Source organism: Otoolea muris (assembly GCF_943193115.1).
Classification (GTDB): Bacteria; Bacillota; Clostridia; order Lachnospirales; family Lachnospiraceae; genus Otoolea; species Otoolea muris.
Genome location: NZ_CALPCY010000071.1, coordinates 1 through 19,351, shown reverse-complemented (window position 1 = coordinate 19,351; position 19,351 = coordinate 1). Strand labels below are relative to the sequence as shown.

The following is a 19,351-nucleotide window of genomic DNA, read 5'->3' as shown; positions in this document are numbered from 1 at the left end:
ACTAACTTTCCGTTTGTTCAAGTGTGACATATTTTGAATCGGATGGTATGTATTTAATATGATTGAAAACATAATATTATCCATCAGAGTAATATAGCAGAATAAAGTAATAATTGATATTTTACCGCATTAAGTATGGAGCATGATAAGATAGTTGATGGGATATCTATTTCAAAGGCGTCCCAGAACTGGACTGGAACAAGGGGTTCACGAAAACAAGGGAAGTTAAAAAAATAGGAATGGGAAATACCATACGTACTTAAATCTGTTCATATACAACTCTGCAAGCTTCTGTTTAGATAGTAGTTTGGACTTGATGGTGATCGGGAATACTTCGATATAGGCGGGGAGAGGTTACTGTTCGCAAGCCAATGCGAGGTGTTTTTGTGAGCTAAGCTCACAGATAGCAGACCCTCTTGAGTCAAATCCAAGAGCAGCATGGCCAGAATGGGAAACCCGCTCATTCATTTTATGTGCATTACTGTGAAAAAGCAGAGGAAAGAATTTTTGTGGTATTTAGAAATGGGGTATAGATGGATTTGGGAATTTTGAAAGTAGATAAATTCTCTACTGACAGGAATTATTCCGCGGTGCTGGAATCCTGGATTGTGACGGCCCCTGCGTATAGCCATGTTTACAACGGGGCAGAGTTTTCTGGTTATGCGGATGAAAACCAAAGGAACCGCTTATATACGGCCGCATTACATCAACAAAACAGGATTTCGAGGCCGGCGAGTATCGTCCATGACGACGCCATTGCTGGTCGGTATGCAGCTCTGTATGCGCCTCGCGCTATAACACCTTTGCGGAGATCAAGGAGGACGCAAAGTTTATTGAGGATACAGGCGAGAGAACCAGATTCCTGATGCGGTTTAAGCCAGTGGATGCGAAGTTCTGCCTGCAGGATCTGGAGATCGTCGGGGCTGGAGTTCCTGTAAGCCATGAAGACGAAGAATTTGACGCCATATAGAAGGCGGACGGCCCTGGATGACTCCGTGGGAGATCCGGGGCATCTTTACAGCAGTATTGTGCCCAGGGGCGCGCCGGTATGCATTGAGTCCGGGCGGGTCAGTCGATATGATTGATTTTATGAGAGAACCGGCCAGATGACAGTATGGCTCACGCAGGCGGATGTGGAGATAGCTGACGCCGAGATGCGGAGCGGGATGGAGTAAGGCGGTCAGAACGTGGGGTACTTTAAAACCAGCCAGCCTATCGGGGCAGGTGTGTACCTCCTGGCAGAGTTCGCCGTTTGGGTATATGAGGAGTAGGTCGGCAGCCATTGGAGGTATACAGTGACAGGATGACCTATTACGCAGACGGGGATATGTATGCAAAGGTGGCAGTCGTGAGGTACCAGGAGGAGTTTCCGGATGAGTATCCGTACAAGTAAAGGGGGATAGCCAGGAGGGCAGGGAAAGGCGGGGGGACCATCCGTTTTTTGCGTATAATGACAGCGTCCTATTTCCATACTTAAGGCAGAATAAAGACAAGGCACAGAGAATATGGAGGGATACCTATGTGGAAACCAGACAAAACATTTTATTAAAGGGAATACGGGTTAAGCTGGGCAGGCACGGAATGAAGACAGGAGATTCTGTGCGGCACTCCGGGAGAAAAAAGCAGGACAGCAAGACACTATACTGAAAAAGCTAAAAACTAAAATACTAATTGCAGGAAACCCTGACCTATACTATAATAAGGATAGGAAGATTTCCTGCGAAGGAGGAGACATGACTAACGAAGAGAAGATATTACGGTTCAGGCCGGTCACTATTCAGGATGACCTGATGTTCGGTACCGTGATGGCGGATCCGGAATGTTGCAAACCATTCCTGGAGACGATTCTTGGGACGAAGATCAAAAAGATTGAGTATCCAGAGAGACAGAAAACCGTGGATATCGCGATGCACTCGAAATCGATCCGGATGGACGTGTATATTGAGGACGAGGAAGACACGGTCTATGACGTGGAGATGCAGGCGGGGAAGAACCGGAACCTGCCTAAGAGAACCAGGTTTTATCAGGGAATGATCGATCTGAATATCCTTGCGAAAGGAGAGGATTACGTCCAGCTAAAAAAGAGCCTGGTGATTTTTATCTGCACGTTTGACCCGTTCGGCCATGACGAGTACATTTACCGGTGCGGGGAATATTACCAGATCAGCGACGGTTCTTACCATCCGCTGGGGGATGACGCCTGGAAAATTTTTGTAAACGCCACCGGGCATAAGGGGAATGTAAGTGACAGTTTTAAATCCCTGATGCGTTACATTATGAACGGGGAGGCCAAAGACTCATATACCCGGACGCTGGAAAGGAAAGTATCGCTCATAAACAGCAGTGACGAATGGAAGGTGAGTTATATGACATTGGCAATCAAGCTGGCTGATGAAAGACGGGAAGGCCGTGAGGAAGGTAATATCAGAACCTTGTATGATTTGTACAGTGATGGTGACATCACTTTACAGAGGGCCGCAGTTAAAGCTGGCATGTCTGAATCAGCCTTTCTTGAAGCTGCAAAAAGAATTACCGGGACATGATTCTTGTTTGCACGTTCGGCTATGACGGGTACATTTACCGGTGCGGGGAACATTACCAGATCAGCGACGGTTCTAACCATCCGCCGGGGGATGACGCCTGGAAGATTTTTGTAAACGCTACCGGGCATAAAGGGAATGTAAGTGACAGTTTTAACTCCCTGATACGCTATATTGTGAATGAGGAAATTCTTTTGAAGATGTTTGGAGTTTCTGGAATGTTTGTCTGGCACAATCCGCACATGGGCTAAGGAAGCCGACATGCCAGTATAATTCAGACGGCTGGTTCCTGGTATTGCAGCAAAAAATATAGGAGTATAATTCCTCTTTAAAGCCCCGTAATCCGCGGGGCTTTTTGACATAATGAATAAAAGCGGACAGAGCTCTGACAGGAGGGAAGAATGGCTGAATATGATCTTATGCATAAAAATAAAATATGCGGCCGGCTTTCTGTTGATGAGGAAACCGGCCGCGTTATCAGTTATAAAGATAATGGTTCCGGTTTATCCCCATTCGTTGGGCATGCTGACCTGAAAAAAATCAAACAGTGGTGGGAGATGCGCCATACCATAACGCAGCCTCATATGATCCCAATGCGTCGCTGGGAGGGCAAATGGAAAATACTGGGATCTGGATCATGAGATCCCGATTCTGATAAAAGAGAGTTACAAACATTATGGCCAGCAGTCCGTAAATGAAGTGTTTGCTTCCAGAATCCATGAGCTGCAGGGATGTGACATCCCGTTTGTAAGGTATATCGCAACAGTGACAGAGGAACATGGCACAATATGCAAATGTGAAGCATTCACATCGGATAAGATTGAGTTTATCCCCGCTTATGAAATCGCGGTAAGCCAAAAAGGCATAAATGCTCTGTCTGCCTACGAAAATTATATTGAGCTGTGCGTGAGCTATGGCATAGATCGCCCACTGAACCAGGATTTTATGGATTATCAGACAATGACGGATTTCGTGCTCAGCAATACAGACGAGCATTTGGCGAATTTCGGGGTATTGAGGGATACGGATACTATGAAGCTCATCGGCCCGGCGCCGATCTTCGATTCCGGAAACAGCATGTTCTTTGACGAGGAACGCTGGATTCCATACAGCCGCGGGGGCCTTTTGGGACGGAGGATTACCAGTTTTTTTAAAACAGAAGACAAAATGCTTAAAGAGGTCAAAAACCGTGCTCTTGTAAGAATGGATCTGCTTCCCTGCGCGTCTGAGGTAAAAGAATTGTATGAGAATGCCGGGATTCCAGAAAGGAAGGCGGCGTTCATAACCAAAAACTATGAATTAAAGCTTCAGATGTTCCAGGAATTCCAAAAAGAGAAGACGCTGTCTTTGTATGAAGAGCACAAAAGAGAAAAAATGGGGAGGGAAAAGCGTCAGGAGAAACAGGAAATGCCAGTGCAGTCTTTTATCATGCTGTGTGGAATCCCTGGTTCCGGGAAATCAGAGCAGGCGGCAAAAATCTGCCGCTCCATGGAAACTCAGGGATGGGTTATGATGGATGGAAAAGAACTGTACCCTGTTATCGATGCAGTGCGTGATTCCGTTTTTTTGATTAATAAAAAAAGCAGATTGCTGAAATAAAAGAACATGAACGGTACCGGAACTCTGTTGTGTTAATTTCAGCAAACGGAATACGGGATGAATTAAATACCAGAACGCTATATTTCAAAGACGACCTGGTTTTCCATATAGCTGAAACACGTACCAGGATTGCTTTGATGAGCGGGGCGTCCGTGGTATGTGATGCTTCCAACTTAAAAGCAAAGGACAGGGATGTTTTCCTGTGCATTGCAGATGAAATTGGCGTAAAAAACAGGGAAGTGTATATTATGCGGACAGAGCCAAAGCATTCCAGGGCAGATATTTCTTCGGAAAAGCTGGAAATTTTACACTGGCGTTCCGCTGCCAACCCTCCTTCATTTCAGGAAGGATGGACAAATATCGTAAACTGTACCACAGAGAAAGCAATTGCGGACAAACAAAATATTGCACAAGGAGAACAGAATCAAGCGGATGATTTAGAACGACAGTTGGATACAAAAAATACGCAGAGAAGGGCCTGTCTATGTAGGTTCTTTTTTTGTACACATGGTTATAATTTAATAGTTTGTTATATTTACAGTACAGGCAAAGCCTGAATTTTTGCCAGCGGTTTCAGGTACGATCCCATATAAAAAACGCTATCCGCAGAAGACGCCAGCACAGCCAGAGGTTCTCTGCCAGCGATATGGCTTTGCCATATTTACTGAATCCGTCTTAAACACATATCCGCATCCCGTGGACGATAATTCCTTGTCTCCACGCATACTTATATCAGCCTGGCGCGGCAAGTGCAAAATACGATAGACAAAGCCGTGCCCCAAAAAGAAAAGGAGCAGCCGAAAATATGTGGAACATAAAGCTTGCAGGTTTCAAACGTACCGTAAAAAAAATTAATGCCCTAGCGGCGGAAACAAAAAAACTGACTGATGATGAAATGAGGAAAAAGACGCAGGAGCTGAAAAACCGTGCCATAGGGGGTGAATCCCTGGATAAACTGCTCCCGGAAGCGTTCGCCCTGGTCAGGGAAGCGGCAACCCGGGTACTTGGATATGGACATTATGATGTCCAGCTACTTGGCGGCATCGCCCTCCATAAAGGGTATCTGGCGGAGATGAAAACTGGGGAAGGCAAGACGCTGGTTTCCACAGCCCCGGCCTATTTAAACGCGCTGACCGGAAAGGGCGTCCACATTGTAACAGTAAATGATTATCTGGCGTCCCGGGACGCGGAGTGGATGGGCCAGATCTACCGCATACTGGGTTTAAGCGCAGGCTGTGTGGTCTCCGGCATGTCCATGGATGAACGGAAAAAGGCGTATGCCTGTGACATCACTTATGTGACGAATAATGAGCTGGGGTTTGACTACCTGCGGGACAACATGGCGCCATCAGAGAGCGGTATGGTCTTAAGGGGGCTTCCCTACTGTATCATAGATGAGACGGACTCTGTCCTTATTGACGAGGCGCGTACCCCGCTCATTATTTCCGGCCCGGGCGACAAGGTGACAAAGCTGTACCGCCTCTGTGATATCCTGGCGCGGCAGATGGAGCGGGGAGAAGAGGCGGGGAGGTTCCCAAAGGCCCTTGCGTGGGCAGGCGGCGGAGTAGAGGAGAGCGGGGATTTCATTGTGGATGGGGATGGCCAGAGCGCCATCCTGACGGAAGAAGGCATAAAAAAGACGGAAATGTTCTTCGGCATTGAAAACCTTGCGGATGAGGAGAACACGGATATCCGCCATCACATCATACTCGCCATCCGGGCCCATTACCTGATGGAACAGGATGTGGATTACATCGTGAAGGACGGGGAGATTCTGATTGTGGACGAGTTTACCGGGCGCGTCATGGAGGGGAGAAGGTATTCGGACGGGCTTCACCAGGCGATCGAGGCCAAGGAGCATGTGGATGTCCAGAGCGAAAATTTGACCATGGCGTCCATCACGTTCCAGAATTTTTTCAATAAATACAACAAGAAAAGCGGCATGAGCGGCACAGCGTATACGGAACGCAGGGAGTTCCGGGAAACCTATGGCATGGACGTTTTAAAAATTCCGACTAACCGCCCCGTGCTCCGGGACGACCGGCCGGATCTTGTGTTCCGGACAAAAGAGGAAAAATACAGGGCGGTCATCCAGGAGGTGCTGGAAGCCCATGGAAAGTCCCAGCCTGTCCTGGTGGGCACGACGTCCATTGAGACATCGGAGCTGCTAAGCAGGATGTTGGGAGTACAGGGGCTCGATCACCAGCTCCTGAATGCGAAGTTTGACAAAGAAGAAGCGGAGATTGTGGGGCATGCCGGTGAAGCCGGGGCCGTGACTATCGCCACCAACATGGCCGGCAGGGGTACGGACATCCGGCTGACGGATGAGGCCAGGGAAGCCGGAGGTCTGAAGGTCATCGGCACAGAGCGCCATGAATCCCGGCGGATAGACGACCAGTTGCGCGGCCGTTCCGGCCGGCAGGGCGACCCTGGAGATTCACGGTTTTTCCTTTCCCTGGAAGATGACCTGCTTAAGTATAACGGGGATGGGAAGGCCGCCGCAGCTTTAAAAGGCGTAAAAACGGAGAATGGGTACCCCATACAGCACAGGAAAACAGATCAGTATGTCCGCCGGGCCCAGGAAAAAGTAGAATTTGACAATTACGGCGTAAGGGAGTGCCTGCTGGCCTATGACATGGTAGATGACGCCCAGCGGGAAGCAGTCTACAGGAGACGCCTGGAGATCATCACCAGCGGGGATATCCATGGGGAGGCCATCCGGATCATCCGGGAAGCGTCGGAAAGAAAGACGGGAGCCATGCCGCAGGGCATGGGGAAACCGGAGCCCTGGAAGCCTGGAAGGCCGGGGAAGATCGCCAGGCGTTCCTTTTCCCATGCGGCCTGCATGAAAAAAAACATGGAAAAAGAGAGCCGCGGGTGTATCAGACATGCGCCCCATGACCGGGCGGAAGCATATGAAGCGATGGTAAAGGCAGCAGGGAATCCTGCAAGGTTTACACAGGTGGAAAGGAATATTTGCCTGAGGCGCCTTGACGCAGAATGGATCCGCCACATTGCCAGCATGGAAAAGCTGCGGGAAGTGATAACCTACCAGGCCATCGGCATGCGTGACCCGATTGTGGAATACAGGACGGAGGCGGCCCGGATGTTCCAGGAGATGCTGCTTTCGGTGGAGAATGAGACGGCAGAGGCCCTTGTCAGCCTGGGCATTTCCTGTAAAATGCAGGAGGGCAGGCCATACAAGGGGCAGGCCCGTGATGTGGAAACAGCGGGCCATGCCCTGGAAGAAGGGACGGCGTAGCCATGAAAAACGGCCGGATCAGTCAGCTCAGCCAGCTTATCCAAGTCCGGACGGTAGAAAAAACAGTAAAGCCTTTCCATACTTACCATGAACGTATAAGAAACTGTAGAAGGAGCAGAACAATAGGTGAAAAAATGACAGCCAGGACACAGTAAAGAAGCTGAGGGACTCCAGGAATACATCCCGGAGGAAAGGAGGTGAGGGCCGGAGATCCCGGCCCGGAAGGCATGGAGAATAGAAAATACAGGCCGCGGCTCATGTCCGCAGGCCGCCCCATGGATGGGGAAGGGAAAAGCCTGAAGGAACAGTATGGGGAGGAGAAAAAAGAAGAGCTGATCGTGCCGAAAAGCGCGGCAGTGAAACTCTCTCGGGCATATTCAGCCGTAGTTCAGGCGGTGATGGCTGCCTTCGCGCTGATCGGCGGCGTGTCACTGGCACGCCCGGAGCTGCGCGCAATTCTGGCGGGGATCATCCTGGAAGCGATCCGGGAGATTAAAGGATTTTGAAAACATGGAAGTGAAAAAAATAAAAAAGAAACTGGAAAAATTCACAGAATTTGCAGTTATCGGGGATGTCATAAAATCCTGCAATCATATGCGGGCTGCGTATGCTCAGACGTTTGCAGTGATTTTTGCATAAGCATAAACAGTAGACAGGACATAAAAAGTAAGGAGGCTGGCGGGATGGTTCAACACAGCATGGCATCCCTTGTGGGAGGCTATACAAAACTGTCCTATAACAGGAGGACGAAGAAATATCATGGGAAATGCCCGTTCTGCCATTCCGGGTCAGACGTGTTCTGTGTTGATAACAAGAATGCGGCGTTCTGGTGTTATTCCTGCGGGAAGCGCGGGATGATGGAGGACTTTAAGATCCTGGCGGGGCTTAAACGCCCGGAACCGGTACCAGAGCCGGAAGATCAGGAGATCATGAGCATCCATGAAGCCGCAGCGGCGTATTATTACGGCTGCCTTACAGGGCGCATGGCCTCCCATGCATATTTCTATGTTACAAAGGACCGGGGACTTGACCAAAAGACCCTGGCGGACTTCGGGATCGGGTACGCGCCATACGGGAACGGGAACCAGTCATTGTACCGGCATTTGAGGAAACAGTTTGACGATACGTCCATCTTCCGGTCCGGCCTGGTAAAGCGCGGGAAATACGGGGCGTATGACATGTTCCGGAACCGGATCATGTTCCCGATCTTAAACCGTAACGGGCGAGTGGTCGCTTTTGGCGGCCGCAGCCTGGACAGCAAAGAGCCGAAGTACCTGAACAGCGCAGAAAGTCAGGTATTTAACAAGCATACGCTGCTATATGGGTTCCAGACAGCAGAGGAAGCGTCAAAAACGGAGGATACGCTCCTGATATGCGAAGGGTATATGGATCTCATCGCCTTGCAGGCGCATGGGCTCCGCAACTCGGCAGCAGTGCTGGGGACGGTTCTGACAAAAGAGCACACGGAGCTGATCCGCTGCTTTTATAAAAGGGTACGCCTGGCTCTTGACAGTGACGGGCCGGGGATACGGGCTATGGCGCGCTCCATCCCGGTTCTGGAAAACGCGGGACTTGCGGTGGACGCCATAAGCTTCATCCCGGCAAAGGATCCGGACGAATTCTTCCAGATATATGGGAAGGAGGCCCTGAAGGCGCGGGCGGCAAAAGGAACAGATCCTTCCGTTTTAATGGTAAGAGCTTCGGCTGAGCCGGAAGCGGAGCTGGTCAGGCAGCTTGTAAAGCGCCTGCTGCCGGGAAGCGTCAGGGAAGCCGTCTCTTTGTGAGGCGGTTTTTGTAAGATAAATGAAAGAAAAAGGTTCCTATATTCTGGGGGTCAGCTTGACAATGGTTATCATATATGATAATATTTTGATTAATAAAAAGGAGTGATCAAAATTTTTCAATTGGATTTTTATATGCGGGAAAACGGTAAAATCCCAGTACAAGATTTTTTGTACTCACTTGCTCCTAAATTAAGGGCAAAAGCTTTCAGTGATATTGAATTATTGAGAAATATGGGGAACGAATTGAGAGAACCATATGTAAAACCGATAAAAGGCAGGGAAAATAAAGGGTTATATGAATTGCGTGTCAAATTTTCAAGCGACATAGCAAGAATATTTTACTTTACATACCATAACAATAAGTTTGTGCTGCTTCACGGATTTATCAAAAAGACCATGAAAACGCCGGAAAGCGAAATAAGGAAAGCAAGAAAATATATGGAAGATTATAAAAGGAGGACTGTTTTTGATGAACAAAGCAGGGATATCTTTTGAGGAAATGAAAGCCGATATGCTGAAGGACGATGAGTTCAGAACAGAGTACGAGAAATTAAAGCCCAGATATGAAGCTATTGAACAGATTATAAGGGCGAGGAAAGAACAGAACATGACACAATCAGAACTTGCTAAACGGGTGGGTACACAGAAAAGCAACATTTCCAGGCTGGAAAGCGGCAATTATAATCCCAGTTTAGACTTTCTTGTAAAAGTAGCGGGCTCATTGGGGAAGAACCTGAGTGTGCGGATAAAATAATAGCTTGTAAAGAGCCTGCCGCCAGAGATCAGCAGGGAAGCCAGGGGAGGGAAACCCGGATAAAGAACAAAACGATACCAGAAACGATTGGCCTGTGGAAAGCCGTCTCTTTTTGAGGCGGTTTTTTTTGCAGACTTCGTGATAGCAGTATGTAAGACTGGTTAATATTCCGGTTTGGCCTGATTATCAGATTTACTGCCAGAAGATGAATATTCCCAGGATCCAGACAACTAACAGTTATTGCTAATGTCCCTGCCCACACAAAATTTATTGTAGATGGAGTGCAGAAATCGCTTATCTGCAAAAAGGAAACGAAATCCTGTCAGAAAATCATGAAACGGTTATACTGCCCGAAAGAAGCTGTTCAAAAACGTTATCCGCCAGCCTCCAAATAAGAAAGAAAACGAACCTGTCTGAACGCCCAACCCCTGTTTTACCCTATTTATCCGTGTATTTCAGGGTGCAAAAAACGTGTGGAAATCAACAGCATCCTCCATACTTACTACGACAGCGCCGGGCGGGCATCTGCAGGCTGCGGGGCTGCCGGAATTAAAGAATGTGGAGGATGGTGAAATTGAAAATATCTGGAGACGGCACAGTGACAATGACCTTTGACGAATACGACTTGTGCCAGGAAAGCGCTGAAAACTGCGGGTACCGCATGACGGACTGGTATCCGGACATGGGTTCTGCGCAGAAGCTCATCTCGCAGTTCACGGACAACGTCCTGTTTGTCATATGGATCCTGTATTCCCCGCTTGCCAGGGAACTTACAGAAAAGGAAAGGCAGGTGCGCGGCTTTTTGAACCGTGAGCTGAACCACAGGCTGAACCTTGTGGGATAGGCCCTATTCACGTTTGCACACGGGATTCCCGCTGCAATAGATAAAAAACAGGAGTCAACAACTCCGCTGCAAGCAACGGGGCGTCAAACTTGCAGCGCTTGCAGAGCAGCGGGGTATTTGACCCTCGCGGCAGTCGCCAAATGTGCATGCAAGCATGCCTGCTTGGCTCGTTGCTCGCGGGAATAAAAGGAAGGAGGAGAAATTCCATGAGAAGAGAAATGAAATTTGCCCTGTTATCAGGCAAGGCAGAGCAGAAAGGGGCGAAAGCCGCTAATGGCATTGCCGCTGCGGCGGCCGCGGCTGCTCTGGCCATCCGTTACCCATATGCATTTTACGCGAGCGGGTTCGAGGTCCCGACTGTAAACTCCCAGAACTTGTCCCAGAAGTTCTCTGATCCGAACCAGATCATGGGCATTGTGGTCGGCCTGGCGCTGTGGATCTGCCAGATGGTCGGCGTCGGCATGTTTATCTGGGGCATCTACGGTTATGTGACCGCCAGAAAGGACGGCGAAGCCGAAGCCATGAACGGGGCGCTTGGAAAACTGATCTCAGGAGCTGTTCTGATTGGCATGAAAGGCGTGCTTAAAATGCTCGGCATCATATCATAAGACGCTGACAGGCAGACAGAACCGGCTTCGGCCGGTTTTGCCCATTTATGCACAGGCCCGTATAAGGAAGTTCTGCTGATAAAGCAGCATGCGGGCCGCGCAGCAAGAAGGGGAGAAGTTTTGTTACTGTTCAGGTAGGTCTGCGCACTTGCTGCGCTGACCGTATGATAATTTGGGCTGGCGAGCAAAAATCCCATCGCTGCAGGCGATTTTCATGGATTTTTGCTGGTTGCTGTGAACGGATGTGAACAGTAACGAAGTTACCCACTCTACTTGATTAAGGAGGAGAACGGTATGTTTGTTAAGAGAATCGCCGCCCTCGCGGCGGCTATAGCCATTTCCCTGTCTGCCGCCATAACCTCCTTTGCGGCAATGGATCTGGATGAATATGACGGAACCATGTACAGCGCCGTGAAGCAGCTCATTGAGGAGGAGGCAGATCAGGACATCAGGGACACGGAGCTGGAGATCCTGGAAGCGATCCACGCGGAGATCGCCAGCCAGGGGGCCTCCCTGGCCAGCCAGAAGGAAGGCGCGCAGTTGATCAAGAAGATCGCCAGCGATAAGAGTCTCTGGGCTTCCCAGTGGATCGCCGCATTCCAGAAAGCATGCGACCAGTACGGCGTCCCATCGTCTGTATCAGGCGGTCTCTCTGACGCAGATTCTGACGCGGATGCGGTGAACAAGCTCCATATCCTGCAGTGGGACGCGGATGCCAGCGGGGTGAACCGAAGCGCCATGAAGCTGATGATCGACCGGATCATGTCAAACACGGCCCTGACCAATGTTATGGGGATCTGCATGGCGTTCGCATCCTCCCTGTGCATTGCATTTGGGATTGGGGATATCCTGCAGCAGGCGACGGAAAAGAGCGCGTCCACGGAAGCGCTGTGGAGGGCGTTTTTAAAGCTGTGCGTGGGGCTCTTTATCATCTATAACTGCCTGTACATAGCGGCAGTCATCATTTACACCGGGGATATCATCCTGACGGCGGCCTTAAACGCAACAAGCGGGGCGGGAGCCGTGGACACGGGGGCATACCGCACCCACATGGCGATGTGGCTTTCCGTCACATCCATTGAGAAATCCGGGGGATTCTCCCTCCTGGCCAGGACGGCGGGAAGCGGGAACGCAGGGGTGTTCTCCACGGCATTCAACGCGGCAATCGCGTGGGTGGGAAGCCAGATGCCGGCAGTGTTCAGCGGGATCTCGTCCGTCCTTGGCGGGCCTGTTATCAGCCTGATCACGAAGTTCGCAGGCTCGGCCATCATCTCGTTTGTCATCTCCCTGACCGTTTACGCCGTCGCGATCGACATCGGCGTCCGGTTTGTGTTCACCCCCCTTGCTGTGGCGGATCTTTTTTCCGAACGGTTCCGCAGCACAGGCATACGGTGGCTGAAATCACTGGCAGCAGCGGCAATCCAGGGCGTTATCATCTATGTGATTGTCATTGTGGGAACGCAGTTAAGGGAGATCCTGGAGAGCGGGGCATTGATCCCCGGGTTCTCGCCGGTTACAAGCTGCATTGTGAACCTGACGATGATCGGGCTGTTCGTGAAATCAGCCGGCATCGCTCGGGAGATCATTGGCACACATCCATAAAAATGTATGCTCGGAATCTCTCTGTGACTGCCTTTGCGGCTGATGTTCCGCCAGATGCACCCAATTTAATCAACGTACGCTCCACGTACGCCTCATAAATTTGTGCGCATCTAAAATTATCTCACAAAATCAGGCGCAGCGAGATTCCGAAAGTACATAAAATTAGCAGGGAGGAGAAGAACATGATTATTATGCCAGTACCAAGGGACGTACGGGAGTTTAAGCCAAAATTCATTGGCCCGTTCAGCAAACGGGAATTTATCGGCGTAGCAGCCGCAGCCGCGCTTGCAGTCCTGGCCTTTGCCCTGACCCACCCGTTTTCCACAGGCATGACGGTAAACCAGCGGGCCGTGATTGTACTCATTCCAGGGGCCATTCCGCTGGCCTGCGGGTTTATCGACATTGAGGGGATGCCTGTCTGGGTATATGCCAGAAACCTGTTGATCCAGAATTTCCTGGCGCCTAGGCACAGAGTATACCGCACGGAAAATAATTTCGCGGAATACGCGAAGCAAAACCGCATCACGATGGAGTACCTGGACGGCGCCCCGTCCTGTATGGCGTCCCAAAAGCGCAGGAAGCAGAAGGAATATGATAAAGCCCTTGCCGCCTTTGTGGCTGGGAACCCGGAATATGAGAGCGTGAAATGACCGCAAAGGCTCTGGATACCTAAAAAAGAAAGGGGAGAATCCCATTGTTATTTGGAAAGAAAAAGAAGGAAGGCAGCGGGCTCCAGGCAGAAGTCACAAGGATCCCGTCCGGGAATAAGCAGGGAAGCTTTAAAAAGAAGACAGACCTCGGACAGGAGCGGTATATGGGCGACATCGGGAGCATGGAGACGCCAAAACCAAAGGCGGAGGCAGCGGCCCCGGAGCCGGTAAAAGCCCCGGGGAACAAGCGGAAGACGAAAACGCGGAAAAAGAAGCTGATAAAGGGAAGGAAGGAGAAGATCGCCGCCTTAAAGATCCCCAAAAGCTCCCAGGACACGATCCCGTACAGCCGTGTCTACAAAAACGGAATTTTCCAGTCTGAAGGGAGCCTTTATACCAAAACCTATGAACTGACGGACGCGAACTTCAAGACCGCCACGCAGGATCACCAGGACCAGATGTATTACGCTTACGGGGATCTGATCAACTATTTCCAGCCTGACGTGCGGCCGCAGTTCACGATCTTTAACACGAAGATCGATAAGGATTCTTTCAGGAAAAATACGCTCTACCAGAATAAGCAGGACGGCTATGACGGATACCGGCAGGCCATGAACGAAGTGCTGGAGGAGAAGATTTCCGGAGGGCAGAACAACATCATCCAGAAAAAGTTCCTGACTGTTGGCGTGAGTGCGGAGAACATCCAGGTAGCAGCGAACGTGTTCAGCCGCGTGGATACGGAGATCGCGCCGAAGATCAAGGAGATCAACGGGGCGGATACTGTGCCGATGCCCTTGGTGAAGAGATTGGGGATCCTGCATGAGATATATAACCCGTGCGCCGCCCCGTTTTACAAAAAGATAGAGATTGGCGGCAGGAAGGTGGAGACCTTTAACATCGGCCATATGCTGGAAATGGGCCTGACCACGAAGGATCTGATCGCGCCCATGGATATCCAGTTCTATGACGATTATTTCATCATTGATGACAAGCTGGGGCGGGCGCTGTCCATGAGGCTGTACCCGACACAGCTTTCCGCCGACATCATGACGGACATCGCGAGCGTGCCATGCACAACACTGACAAGCATACATTTTTCTCCCATGCGCCAGGATGAGGCAATCAAGCTGGTGCGGAACCAGATGTTAGAGGTCACCAGGGGGATGGCGCAGTCAGCGGAAAAGAAGGCCAGGAAAGGCTTAAGCAGTGAGTTCGTGCCGATTGACTTAAAGCAGCAGAAGGAGGATGCCGACAAGGCCTATGATGACTTCACAGTCCGAAACCAGAAATCTATCCTGATGACACTGGTGTGCGTGGTGTTCGCGGATACCTATGACGAACTGGAAAACTACACAAAGATGGTTCAGAACAATGCGGAAAAGCACTTATGCGTCATGAGCAAGCTGAATGGGCAGCAGGAGAGCGGGCTGGCGTCCGCAGTGCCCCTGGGTGTGAACCGGATCTACGCAGACCGAATGGTGAATACGGAAGCGGCAGCGCTGTTCATCCCATTCGAGGCTCAAGAGATGAACGAGGCTCACGGCCTGTATTACGGCGTAAACGCCACAAGTCATAACCTGATCGTGCTAAACCGCATGGATGCCCAGAACGCCAACGGGCTGATCATTGGAAAGTCGGGCTCAGGCAAGAGCTTTGCGGCGAAGATGGAGATGGCCCAGGCTTTTTTGAAGTCTGAGTCCAATGAGATCTTTGTCATTGACCCGCAGGCGGAGTACAAGCCGCTCTGTGAGGCTCTTGGCGGCCAGGTAATCCGCATCGCGCCCGGGTCCAATACCCACATCAACCCGTTCGATATGGACTTAGACTATGCCAGCAACGGTGACGGTACGGGTGATGACCCGGTGACGGTAAAGTCTGACTATATCAGCGCCTTATGTGAAGCGGCGGTTGGCGGGAATTACGGGCTGAATCCGGTTCAGGAATCCGTCATCGACCGGTGCGTGCGGATGATCTACGGCCCGTATATTGAGCATATGGACAACCTCCGCCGTTCCGGGAGCCGGATCACCTGCGACCGTGACGCGGTGCCTACCCTGAAGGACTTTTACGCCGTGCTTCGCAGGCAGCCGGAGCCGGACGCCGATTATATCAGGATCGCCATGGAGAAATACTGCGAAGGCTCCTATGACACGTTCGCTTACAGAACGAACGTGGACACGGATCGCCGGTTCATTGTCTATGACATCAGTGACATCGGGACAGGGTTAAAGGAAATGGGGATGCAGGTATGCCTGGAGGACATCTGGAACCGTACAGTGGCGAACAAGAAGCGGAAAATCCGCACCTGGGTCTTCATTGACGAGTTCTATCTGCTCACACAGTCTGAGACATGCGCAAGGCACCTGATGTTCATTTACAAGCAGGCCAGGAAGTTCGGCGGCGTCCCAACCGGTATCACCCAGAACATCGAGGATATGCTGACGAACCGGGAATCCCGGGCGATCATCAATAACTGTCACCTGATCCAGATGCTGAATCAGTCGGATGCGGACCGCAAGGAGATCGGTTCTATCCTGCATATCTCGGACGCACAGCTTGACTTTATCAAGAATGCGCAGTCCGGACACGGACTTATCTGGTATGGCGGCGCGCTGCTGCCCTTCGGAAATGACTTTCCGGCTGAGAACCAGATGTTCGGGCTTCTTTCTACGAAACCTCAGATGCAGGTATAACAACAAAACAGCACATGTGTTGACTGATAAATAAGTTTCATACTGGAACGTGGAAAATTACGGCGATAGGACATAGTTTGGGAAAGCATGTTTGCTGATACAAGTAGATATGCTTTTTCTTTATGAAAAGCTGCGCTCTGGTAAACAGGAGCGGAGCTGTCCAGAAGAACAAAAATCCTGGGGCTATACATATAATAAAAGGTCTCTTTTTTACAGCATGGGGCATACTGGCGGTATTTCGCCCCGGACAGGCAGTGGCTATAGGGAACTGTATAAAAAGCAGCCCCGAACAGAGCGGTTTCATGTCCATACTTCTTTTAGACCATATCAGCATCAAGGTATCAGAGATGAAAGCAGCGGGAAAAACAGAAACAGCTCCAGGAAGAGCTCAGCATTCCTGAAAGCCAGATATCAGATCCCATAAGCAAGATACCAATCAGGGACATGGGGATTTCCGCAAGGCCGGGACTCACTGGATACTTGATTTTTCGTGGCAAAATCTGGTAGATTTTAGGATCTGATTTGGAAGAAAACAATGAAAAACACAAAAAATGGAGGAAAAGATATGGCATGTGGATTAACAGTATTGGTAAACATCAGTGAGGAGCTGACAAACCGCTTCACTCCGGAGGAAATCAGTTCCTTAAAAACCCCGGAAGGGAAAGAAAAACATAAGGAAACTCTTAAGGAGATTTATCACAACGCCTGTGGCCATGTGCTCAGTGAAGGGGATTATGACGGAGCGCTACAAGGTGTGGTTGCTTATTTCAGGGACAAAGCAATGAGCTTTGAAGATGCAGAAGATGAAGAGGGGTACGGATTCGGAGCTACAAGGCCAGACGGGATACGGAAGAAAATCCTTTCCTGGAACTGGGATCAGTCGATGCATGTCATCAGGATGCTGGAAGCATTCGAGGCACAGGCCGAACAGAAAGGGATCGCGAAGCTGTCAGAACTGTTCGCTTCCAGCATGACAGGAGACGGGCGGATCCAGTGGGAAATGTTTCCATACCCGGCATCCCTTTATGAACTGCGGAAAGCGCTGGATGCCGCTGACAATGTGTTCTCCTACGGGCAGGATAAGCTTGTTTACAGCGAATCGGAGGGACTCAGTTCTGATATAAGCCCGTATGCTCCCAGCCATGTGATTAACAGAGCTAAGGAACATCCTGAGGATTTCCTGCTCCTTGAAGTATACTACGATTAAAAAACAGCATTTCCCTTTTTATTTCCGCGAGCAACGAGCCAAGCAGGCATGCTTGCATGCACATTTGGCGACCGTCGCGAGGGTGTTGGCTCAGGAAGCCTGGAAACGGGCTTCTCTGTGTGCTGATAACAGCTATGCAGATCCCCATACTTCTAATGTCAGTCAATATAAGGCATTGGGAAGGGGGAGAAAAACAGAATATCAAATAAACAGCAATTAAAGCGCAGACAAAATAAAAAACAGAGGAGAGGGCAGCAGGAATGGAAGAAGATGATGAGGAGGGGATAACTATATCAACCAGAAATTTACCGGAAGATAACAATAAAACCAGTCGGAAGGCGCAGGAAGGCACATACAGCAGGGGACAGATCTACCACGTCAGCCAGGGGACGACAACAGGGAGCGAGCAGGCGGGAGGCCGTCCGGCGGTTATTGTCAGCAATGATAATGGGAATACCCACTCCACGGTTGTGGAAGTCGTTTTCCTTACGACAAAGAAGAAACACTGGATGCCCACGCATGTCCCGGTCCGCTCAGCACAGCGCCCATCCACTGCGCTGTGTGAGCAGATCCAGACTGTAGACAAGGAACGGCTTTTAAGATACATAGGGAACGCATCAGAACAGGAGATGCGGATGATTAACAGGGCGTTAGCGGTCAGCCTCGGCCTGTCATGGGAAAACAAAGGCAGAGCCATAAAGAAAAAAGCTCCGGGAAAGCACGATGAGAAGCATATCCACGAAAAAGAGTGGCATCTCTTTGACAAAGAAATCGCCGCAAATATGGGGGTATCCGCCATACTTTCACCAGAGACCGGCCTATAAGGGGGCCTGGAGCGCGTCCTAAAATGGCTTTCTGGTAGCTGTGAGTCCCATTTTGCTGGAGATTTGTCCCAAATGAACGTGGCATAGCGGGCTGCGTTCATTTGGGGTAAATATACCGAAAAGTGGGGGCATGCAGATGCCAGGAATGAATTTTCAAACATGCTCTGGCATGCCATATCGTTTTTAGAAAGAGAGGTTCCATATGATCGAAACAAACAGTCTCTGGGTGGCGTCCTACCTGCACGAAATGTTTGGTTCTTACATCTACTTAAGGCCAGGGGAAAGGCCACATTCACGTCTGTATGAGGAAACACTCCTCGCGGCGGATATTGTAAAAATGGGTATAGAATCCTGTGACAGGTGTTTTCTGGAATTCGTCCGGGAGAAGACGGACACCAGGGCGGCTTCCCTTTACCAGGTGATCCGGCGTTTCCCGGATGAGGCGGTAAGGAGCGGGGCGGCATTCCTGATTGAGCGGCTGACAGACGCATCGGATCCTGACAGGCTTCTGCCATTAAAGACAGGCGTGCTTCCAGACGCGAGCGCCGCATTTGTGGACGCAGGTTCAGAGCTGGGGAGGATGCGGGTAGTGGCGTGCCCGTCACAATCCTCTCTGCCTACACGAAGCGGGAGACTGTCCGATCCTCCTGCGCCGTTTGTATAGAGACCGGGCTAATCAGCTCCGCAGGCTGGCGGACGGGCTCTGCTTTGTTGTTATGAAGGCGGGTGTCTCCCTGTCCCCAGTCCCACACGGCTCAGGGGTGTGAAATGCCGGATCCTTTTCAGCGGATATGGAACAATGGGAACAGGGACATATATTTACGGCGGAACCGCTTTTGGTTAAGAACCAGAGCATATGGAAATGACAGGAAGATGTTCCTCTGGTTATCCGGGAAAGGAAGGAGCAAAGATTGAAAATGAGAAGTAGAGGGTATCCATTCCCTTAATCGCATCACAAACAAGCCATCTTTCGGTGGCTGCTTT

20 protein-coding genes and 1 pseudogene are annotated in these 19,351 nt (G+C 50.4%); 20 read left to right on the top strand and 1 reads right to left on the bottom strand.

Annotated features, from left to right (window positions below; all coding sequences use genetic code 11):
- The first annotated feature begins 1,733 nt into the window (after positions 1-1,733).
- The 19 genes from NFS31_RS23870 to NFS31_RS23785 all read left to right on the top strand — a co-directional run bounded on the left by NFS31_RS23870 (position 1,734) and on the right by NFS31_RS23785 (position 18,367).
- Entirely contained in the window at positions 1,734-2,543 is an 810-nt protein-coding gene (locus tag NFS31_RS23870; RefSeq protein ID WP_251500814.1) for an Rpn family recombination-promoting nuclease/putative transposase, read from the top strand.
- Entirely contained in the window at positions 2,540-2,791 is a 252-nt protein-coding gene (locus tag NFS31_RS23865; RefSeq protein ID WP_251500811.1) for a hypothetical protein, read from the top strand. Before NFS31_RS23870 ends, NFS31_RS23865 begins: the two co-directional genes overlap by 4 nt.
- Before the next feature lie 150 nt (positions 2,792-2,941).
- Positions 2,942-3,181: a hypothetical protein gene (locus NFS31_RS23860; protein WP_251500809.1), complete on the top strand. Its 240-nt coding sequence runs from the start codon at positions 2,942-2,944 to the stop codon at positions 3,179-3,181.
- 58 nt (positions 3,182-3,239) lie between these two features.
- A complete protein-coding gene (locus tag NFS31_RS23855; protein WP_251500807.1) occupies positions 3,240-4,139 on the top strand; it encodes a HipA domain-containing protein in 900 nt (299 codons plus the stop codon).
- A gap of 29 nt (positions 4,140-4,168) precedes the next feature.
- Positions 4,169-4,696: an ATP-binding protein gene (locus NFS31_RS23850; protein WP_251500805.1), complete on the top strand. Its 528-nt coding sequence runs from the start codon at positions 4,169-4,171 to the stop codon at positions 4,694-4,696.
- Positions 4,697-4,944: 248 nt separating this feature from the next.
- On the top strand, positions 4,945-7,401 hold the full coding sequence (gene secA / locus NFS31_RS23845; protein WP_251500804.1) for a preprotein translocase subunit SecA: 2,457 nt from the start codon (positions 4,945-4,947) through the stop codon (positions 7,399-7,401).
- A gap of 197 nt (positions 7,402-7,598) precedes the next feature.
- Positions 7,599-7,907, top strand: coding sequence for a hypothetical protein (locus tag NFS31_RS23840; RefSeq protein ID WP_251500802.1), 309 nt, complete (start codon positions 7,599-7,601; stop codon positions 7,905-7,907).
- Positions 7,908-7,911: 4 nt separating this feature from the next.
- Positions 7,912-8,040, top strand: a complete 129-nt coding sequence (locus NFS31_RS26955; RefSeq protein WP_275563928.1) for a hypothetical protein — start codon at positions 7,912-7,914, stop codon at positions 8,038-8,040.
- Between the two features lie 44 nt (positions 8,041-8,084).
- A complete protein-coding gene (locus NFS31_RS23835; RefSeq protein ID WP_251500800.1) occupies positions 8,085-9,185 on the top strand; it encodes a DNA primase in 1,101 nt (366 codons plus the stop codon).
- A 132-nt stretch (positions 9,186-9,317) separates the two neighbouring features.
- The gene (locus tag NFS31_RS23830) at positions 9,318-9,680 is read left to right on the top strand and encodes a type II toxin-antitoxin system RelE/ParE family toxin (protein ID WP_251500799.1); all 363 of its coding nucleotides are present in this window, start codon (positions 9,318-9,320) and stop codon (positions 9,678-9,680) included.
- A complete protein-coding gene (locus NFS31_RS23825; protein WP_251500796.1) occupies positions 9,655-9,939 on the top strand; it encodes a helix-turn-helix domain-containing protein in 285 nt (94 codons plus the stop codon). Before NFS31_RS23830 ends, NFS31_RS23825 begins: the two co-directional genes overlap by 26 nt.
- A 471-nt stretch (positions 9,940-10,410) precedes the next feature.
- Positions 10,411-10,554 (top strand): hypothetical protein, encoded by a 144-nt coding sequence (locus tag NFS31_RS23820; protein WP_251500793.1) that lies wholly within the window; start codon positions 10,411-10,413, stop codon positions 10,552-10,554.
- Entirely contained in the window at positions 10,514-10,783 is a 270-nt protein-coding gene (locus NFS31_RS23815) for a hypothetical protein (protein WP_251500790.1), read from the top strand. The genes NFS31_RS23820 and NFS31_RS23815 overlap by 41 nt, the downstream gene beginning before the upstream one ends.
- Positions 10,784-10,989: 206 nt before the next feature.
- Positions 10,990-11,391, top strand: a complete 402-nt coding sequence (locus tag NFS31_RS23810) for a hypothetical protein (RefSeq protein ID WP_251500787.1) — start codon at positions 10,990-10,992, stop codon at positions 11,389-11,391.
- A 294-nt stretch (positions 11,392-11,685) separates the two neighbouring features.
- A complete protein-coding gene (locus NFS31_RS23805; protein WP_251500784.1) occupies positions 11,686-12,993 on the top strand; it encodes a hypothetical protein in 1,308 nt (435 codons plus the stop codon).
- A 182-nt stretch (positions 12,994-13,175) separates the two neighbouring features.
- The gene (locus tag NFS31_RS23800; RefSeq protein ID WP_251500781.1) at positions 13,176-13,643 is read left to right on the top strand and encodes a PrgI family protein; all 468 of its coding nucleotides are present in this window, start codon (positions 13,176-13,178) and stop codon (positions 13,641-13,643) included.
- A 44-nt stretch (positions 13,644-13,687) separates the two neighbouring features.
- Complete coding sequence (locus NFS31_RS23795) at positions 13,688-16,336, top strand: VirB4-like conjugal transfer ATPase, CD1110 family (protein ID WP_251500779.1); 2,649 nt, start codon at positions 13,688-13,690, stop codon at positions 16,334-16,336.
- A gap of 565 nt (positions 16,337-16,901) precedes the next feature.
- Positions 16,902-17,543 carry a hypothetical protein gene (locus NFS31_RS23790; RefSeq protein ID WP_251500778.1) on the top strand — a complete coding sequence of 214 codons (642 nt, stop codon included), beginning with the start codon at positions 16,902-16,904 and terminating at the stop codon, positions 17,541-17,543.
- Positions 17,544-17,803: 260 nt separating this feature from the next.
- On the top strand, positions 17,804-18,367 hold the full coding sequence (locus tag NFS31_RS23785) for a type II toxin-antitoxin system PemK/MazF family toxin (protein ID WP_251500776.1): 564 nt from the start codon (positions 17,804-17,806) through the stop codon (positions 18,365-18,367).
- 17 nt (positions 18,368-18,384) lie between these two features.
- On the opposite strand, the pseudogene NFS31_RS28425 reads toward NFS31_RS23785, so the two are convergent.
- Positions 18,385-18,468 (bottom strand): annotated as a pseudogene (locus tag NFS31_RS28425) (DUF6783 domain-containing protein); the annotation flags it as partial.
- Positions 18,469-18,569: 101 nt separating this feature from the next.
- Here NFS31_RS28425 and NFS31_RS23780 point away from each other — a divergent pair.
- Positions 18,570-19,031 carry a hypothetical protein gene (locus NFS31_RS23780; protein ID WP_251500774.1) on the top strand — a complete coding sequence of 154 codons (462 nt, stop codon included), beginning with the start codon at positions 18,570-18,572 and terminating at the stop codon, positions 19,029-19,031.
- Positions 19,032-19,351 lie beyond the last annotated feature (320 nt).

Excerpts from the sequence above, each read along its gene's own strand:
- NFS31_RS23800 (WP_251500781.1), top strand. The coding sequence starts at position 13,176 with ATGATTATTATGCCAGTACCAAGGGACGTACGGGAGTTTAAGCCAAAA.
- NFS31_RS23790 (WP_251500778.1), top strand. The coding sequence starts at position 16,902 with ATGGCATGTGGATTAACAGTATTGGTAAACATCAGTGAGGAGCTGACA.
- NFS31_RS23860 (WP_251500809.1), top strand. The coding sequence starts at position 2,942 with ATGGCTGAATATGATCTTATGCATAAAAATAAAATATGCGGCCGGCTT.
- NFS31_RS23785 (WP_251500776.1), top strand. The coding sequence starts at position 17,804 with ATGGAAGAAGATGATGAGGAGGGGATAACTATATCAACCAGAAATTTA.
- NFS31_RS23870 (WP_251500814.1), top strand. The coding sequence starts at position 1,734 with ATGACTAACGAAGAGAAGATATTACGGTTCAGGCCGGTCACTATTCAG.
- NFS31_RS23825 (WP_251500796.1), top strand. The coding sequence starts at position 9,655 with ATGAACAAAGCAGGGATATCTTTTGAGGAAATGAAAGCCGATATGCTG.
- NFS31_RS23835 (WP_251500800.1), top strand. The coding sequence starts at position 8,085 with ATGGTTCAACACAGCATGGCATCCCTTGTGGGAGGCTATACAAAACTG.
- NFS31_RS23780 (WP_251500774.1), top strand. The coding sequence starts at position 18,570 with ATGATCGAAACAAACAGTCTCTGGGTGGCGTCCTACCTGCACGAAATG.
- NFS31_RS23805 (WP_251500784.1), top strand. The coding sequence starts at position 11,686 with ATGTTTGTTAAGAGAATCGCCGCCCTCGCGGCGGCTATAGCCATTTCC.
- NFS31_RS23830 (WP_251500799.1), top strand. The coding sequence starts at position 9,318 with ATGCGGGAAAACGGTAAAATCCCAGTACAAGATTTTTTGTACTCACTT.
- NFS31_RS26955 (WP_275563928.1), top strand. The coding sequence starts at position 7,912 with ATGGAAGTGAAAAAAATAAAAAAGAAACTGGAAAAATTCACAGAATTT.
- secA (WP_251500804.1), top strand. The coding sequence starts at position 4,945 with ATGTGGAACATAAAGCTTGCAGGTTTCAAACGTACCGTAAAAAAAATT.
- NFS31_RS23810 (WP_251500787.1), top strand. The coding sequence starts at position 10,990 with ATGAGAAGAGAAATGAAATTTGCCCTGTTATCAGGCAAGGCAGAGCAG.
- NFS31_RS23865 (WP_251500811.1), top strand. The coding sequence starts at position 2,540 with ATGATTCTTGTTTGCACGTTCGGCTATGACGGGTACATTTACCGGTGC.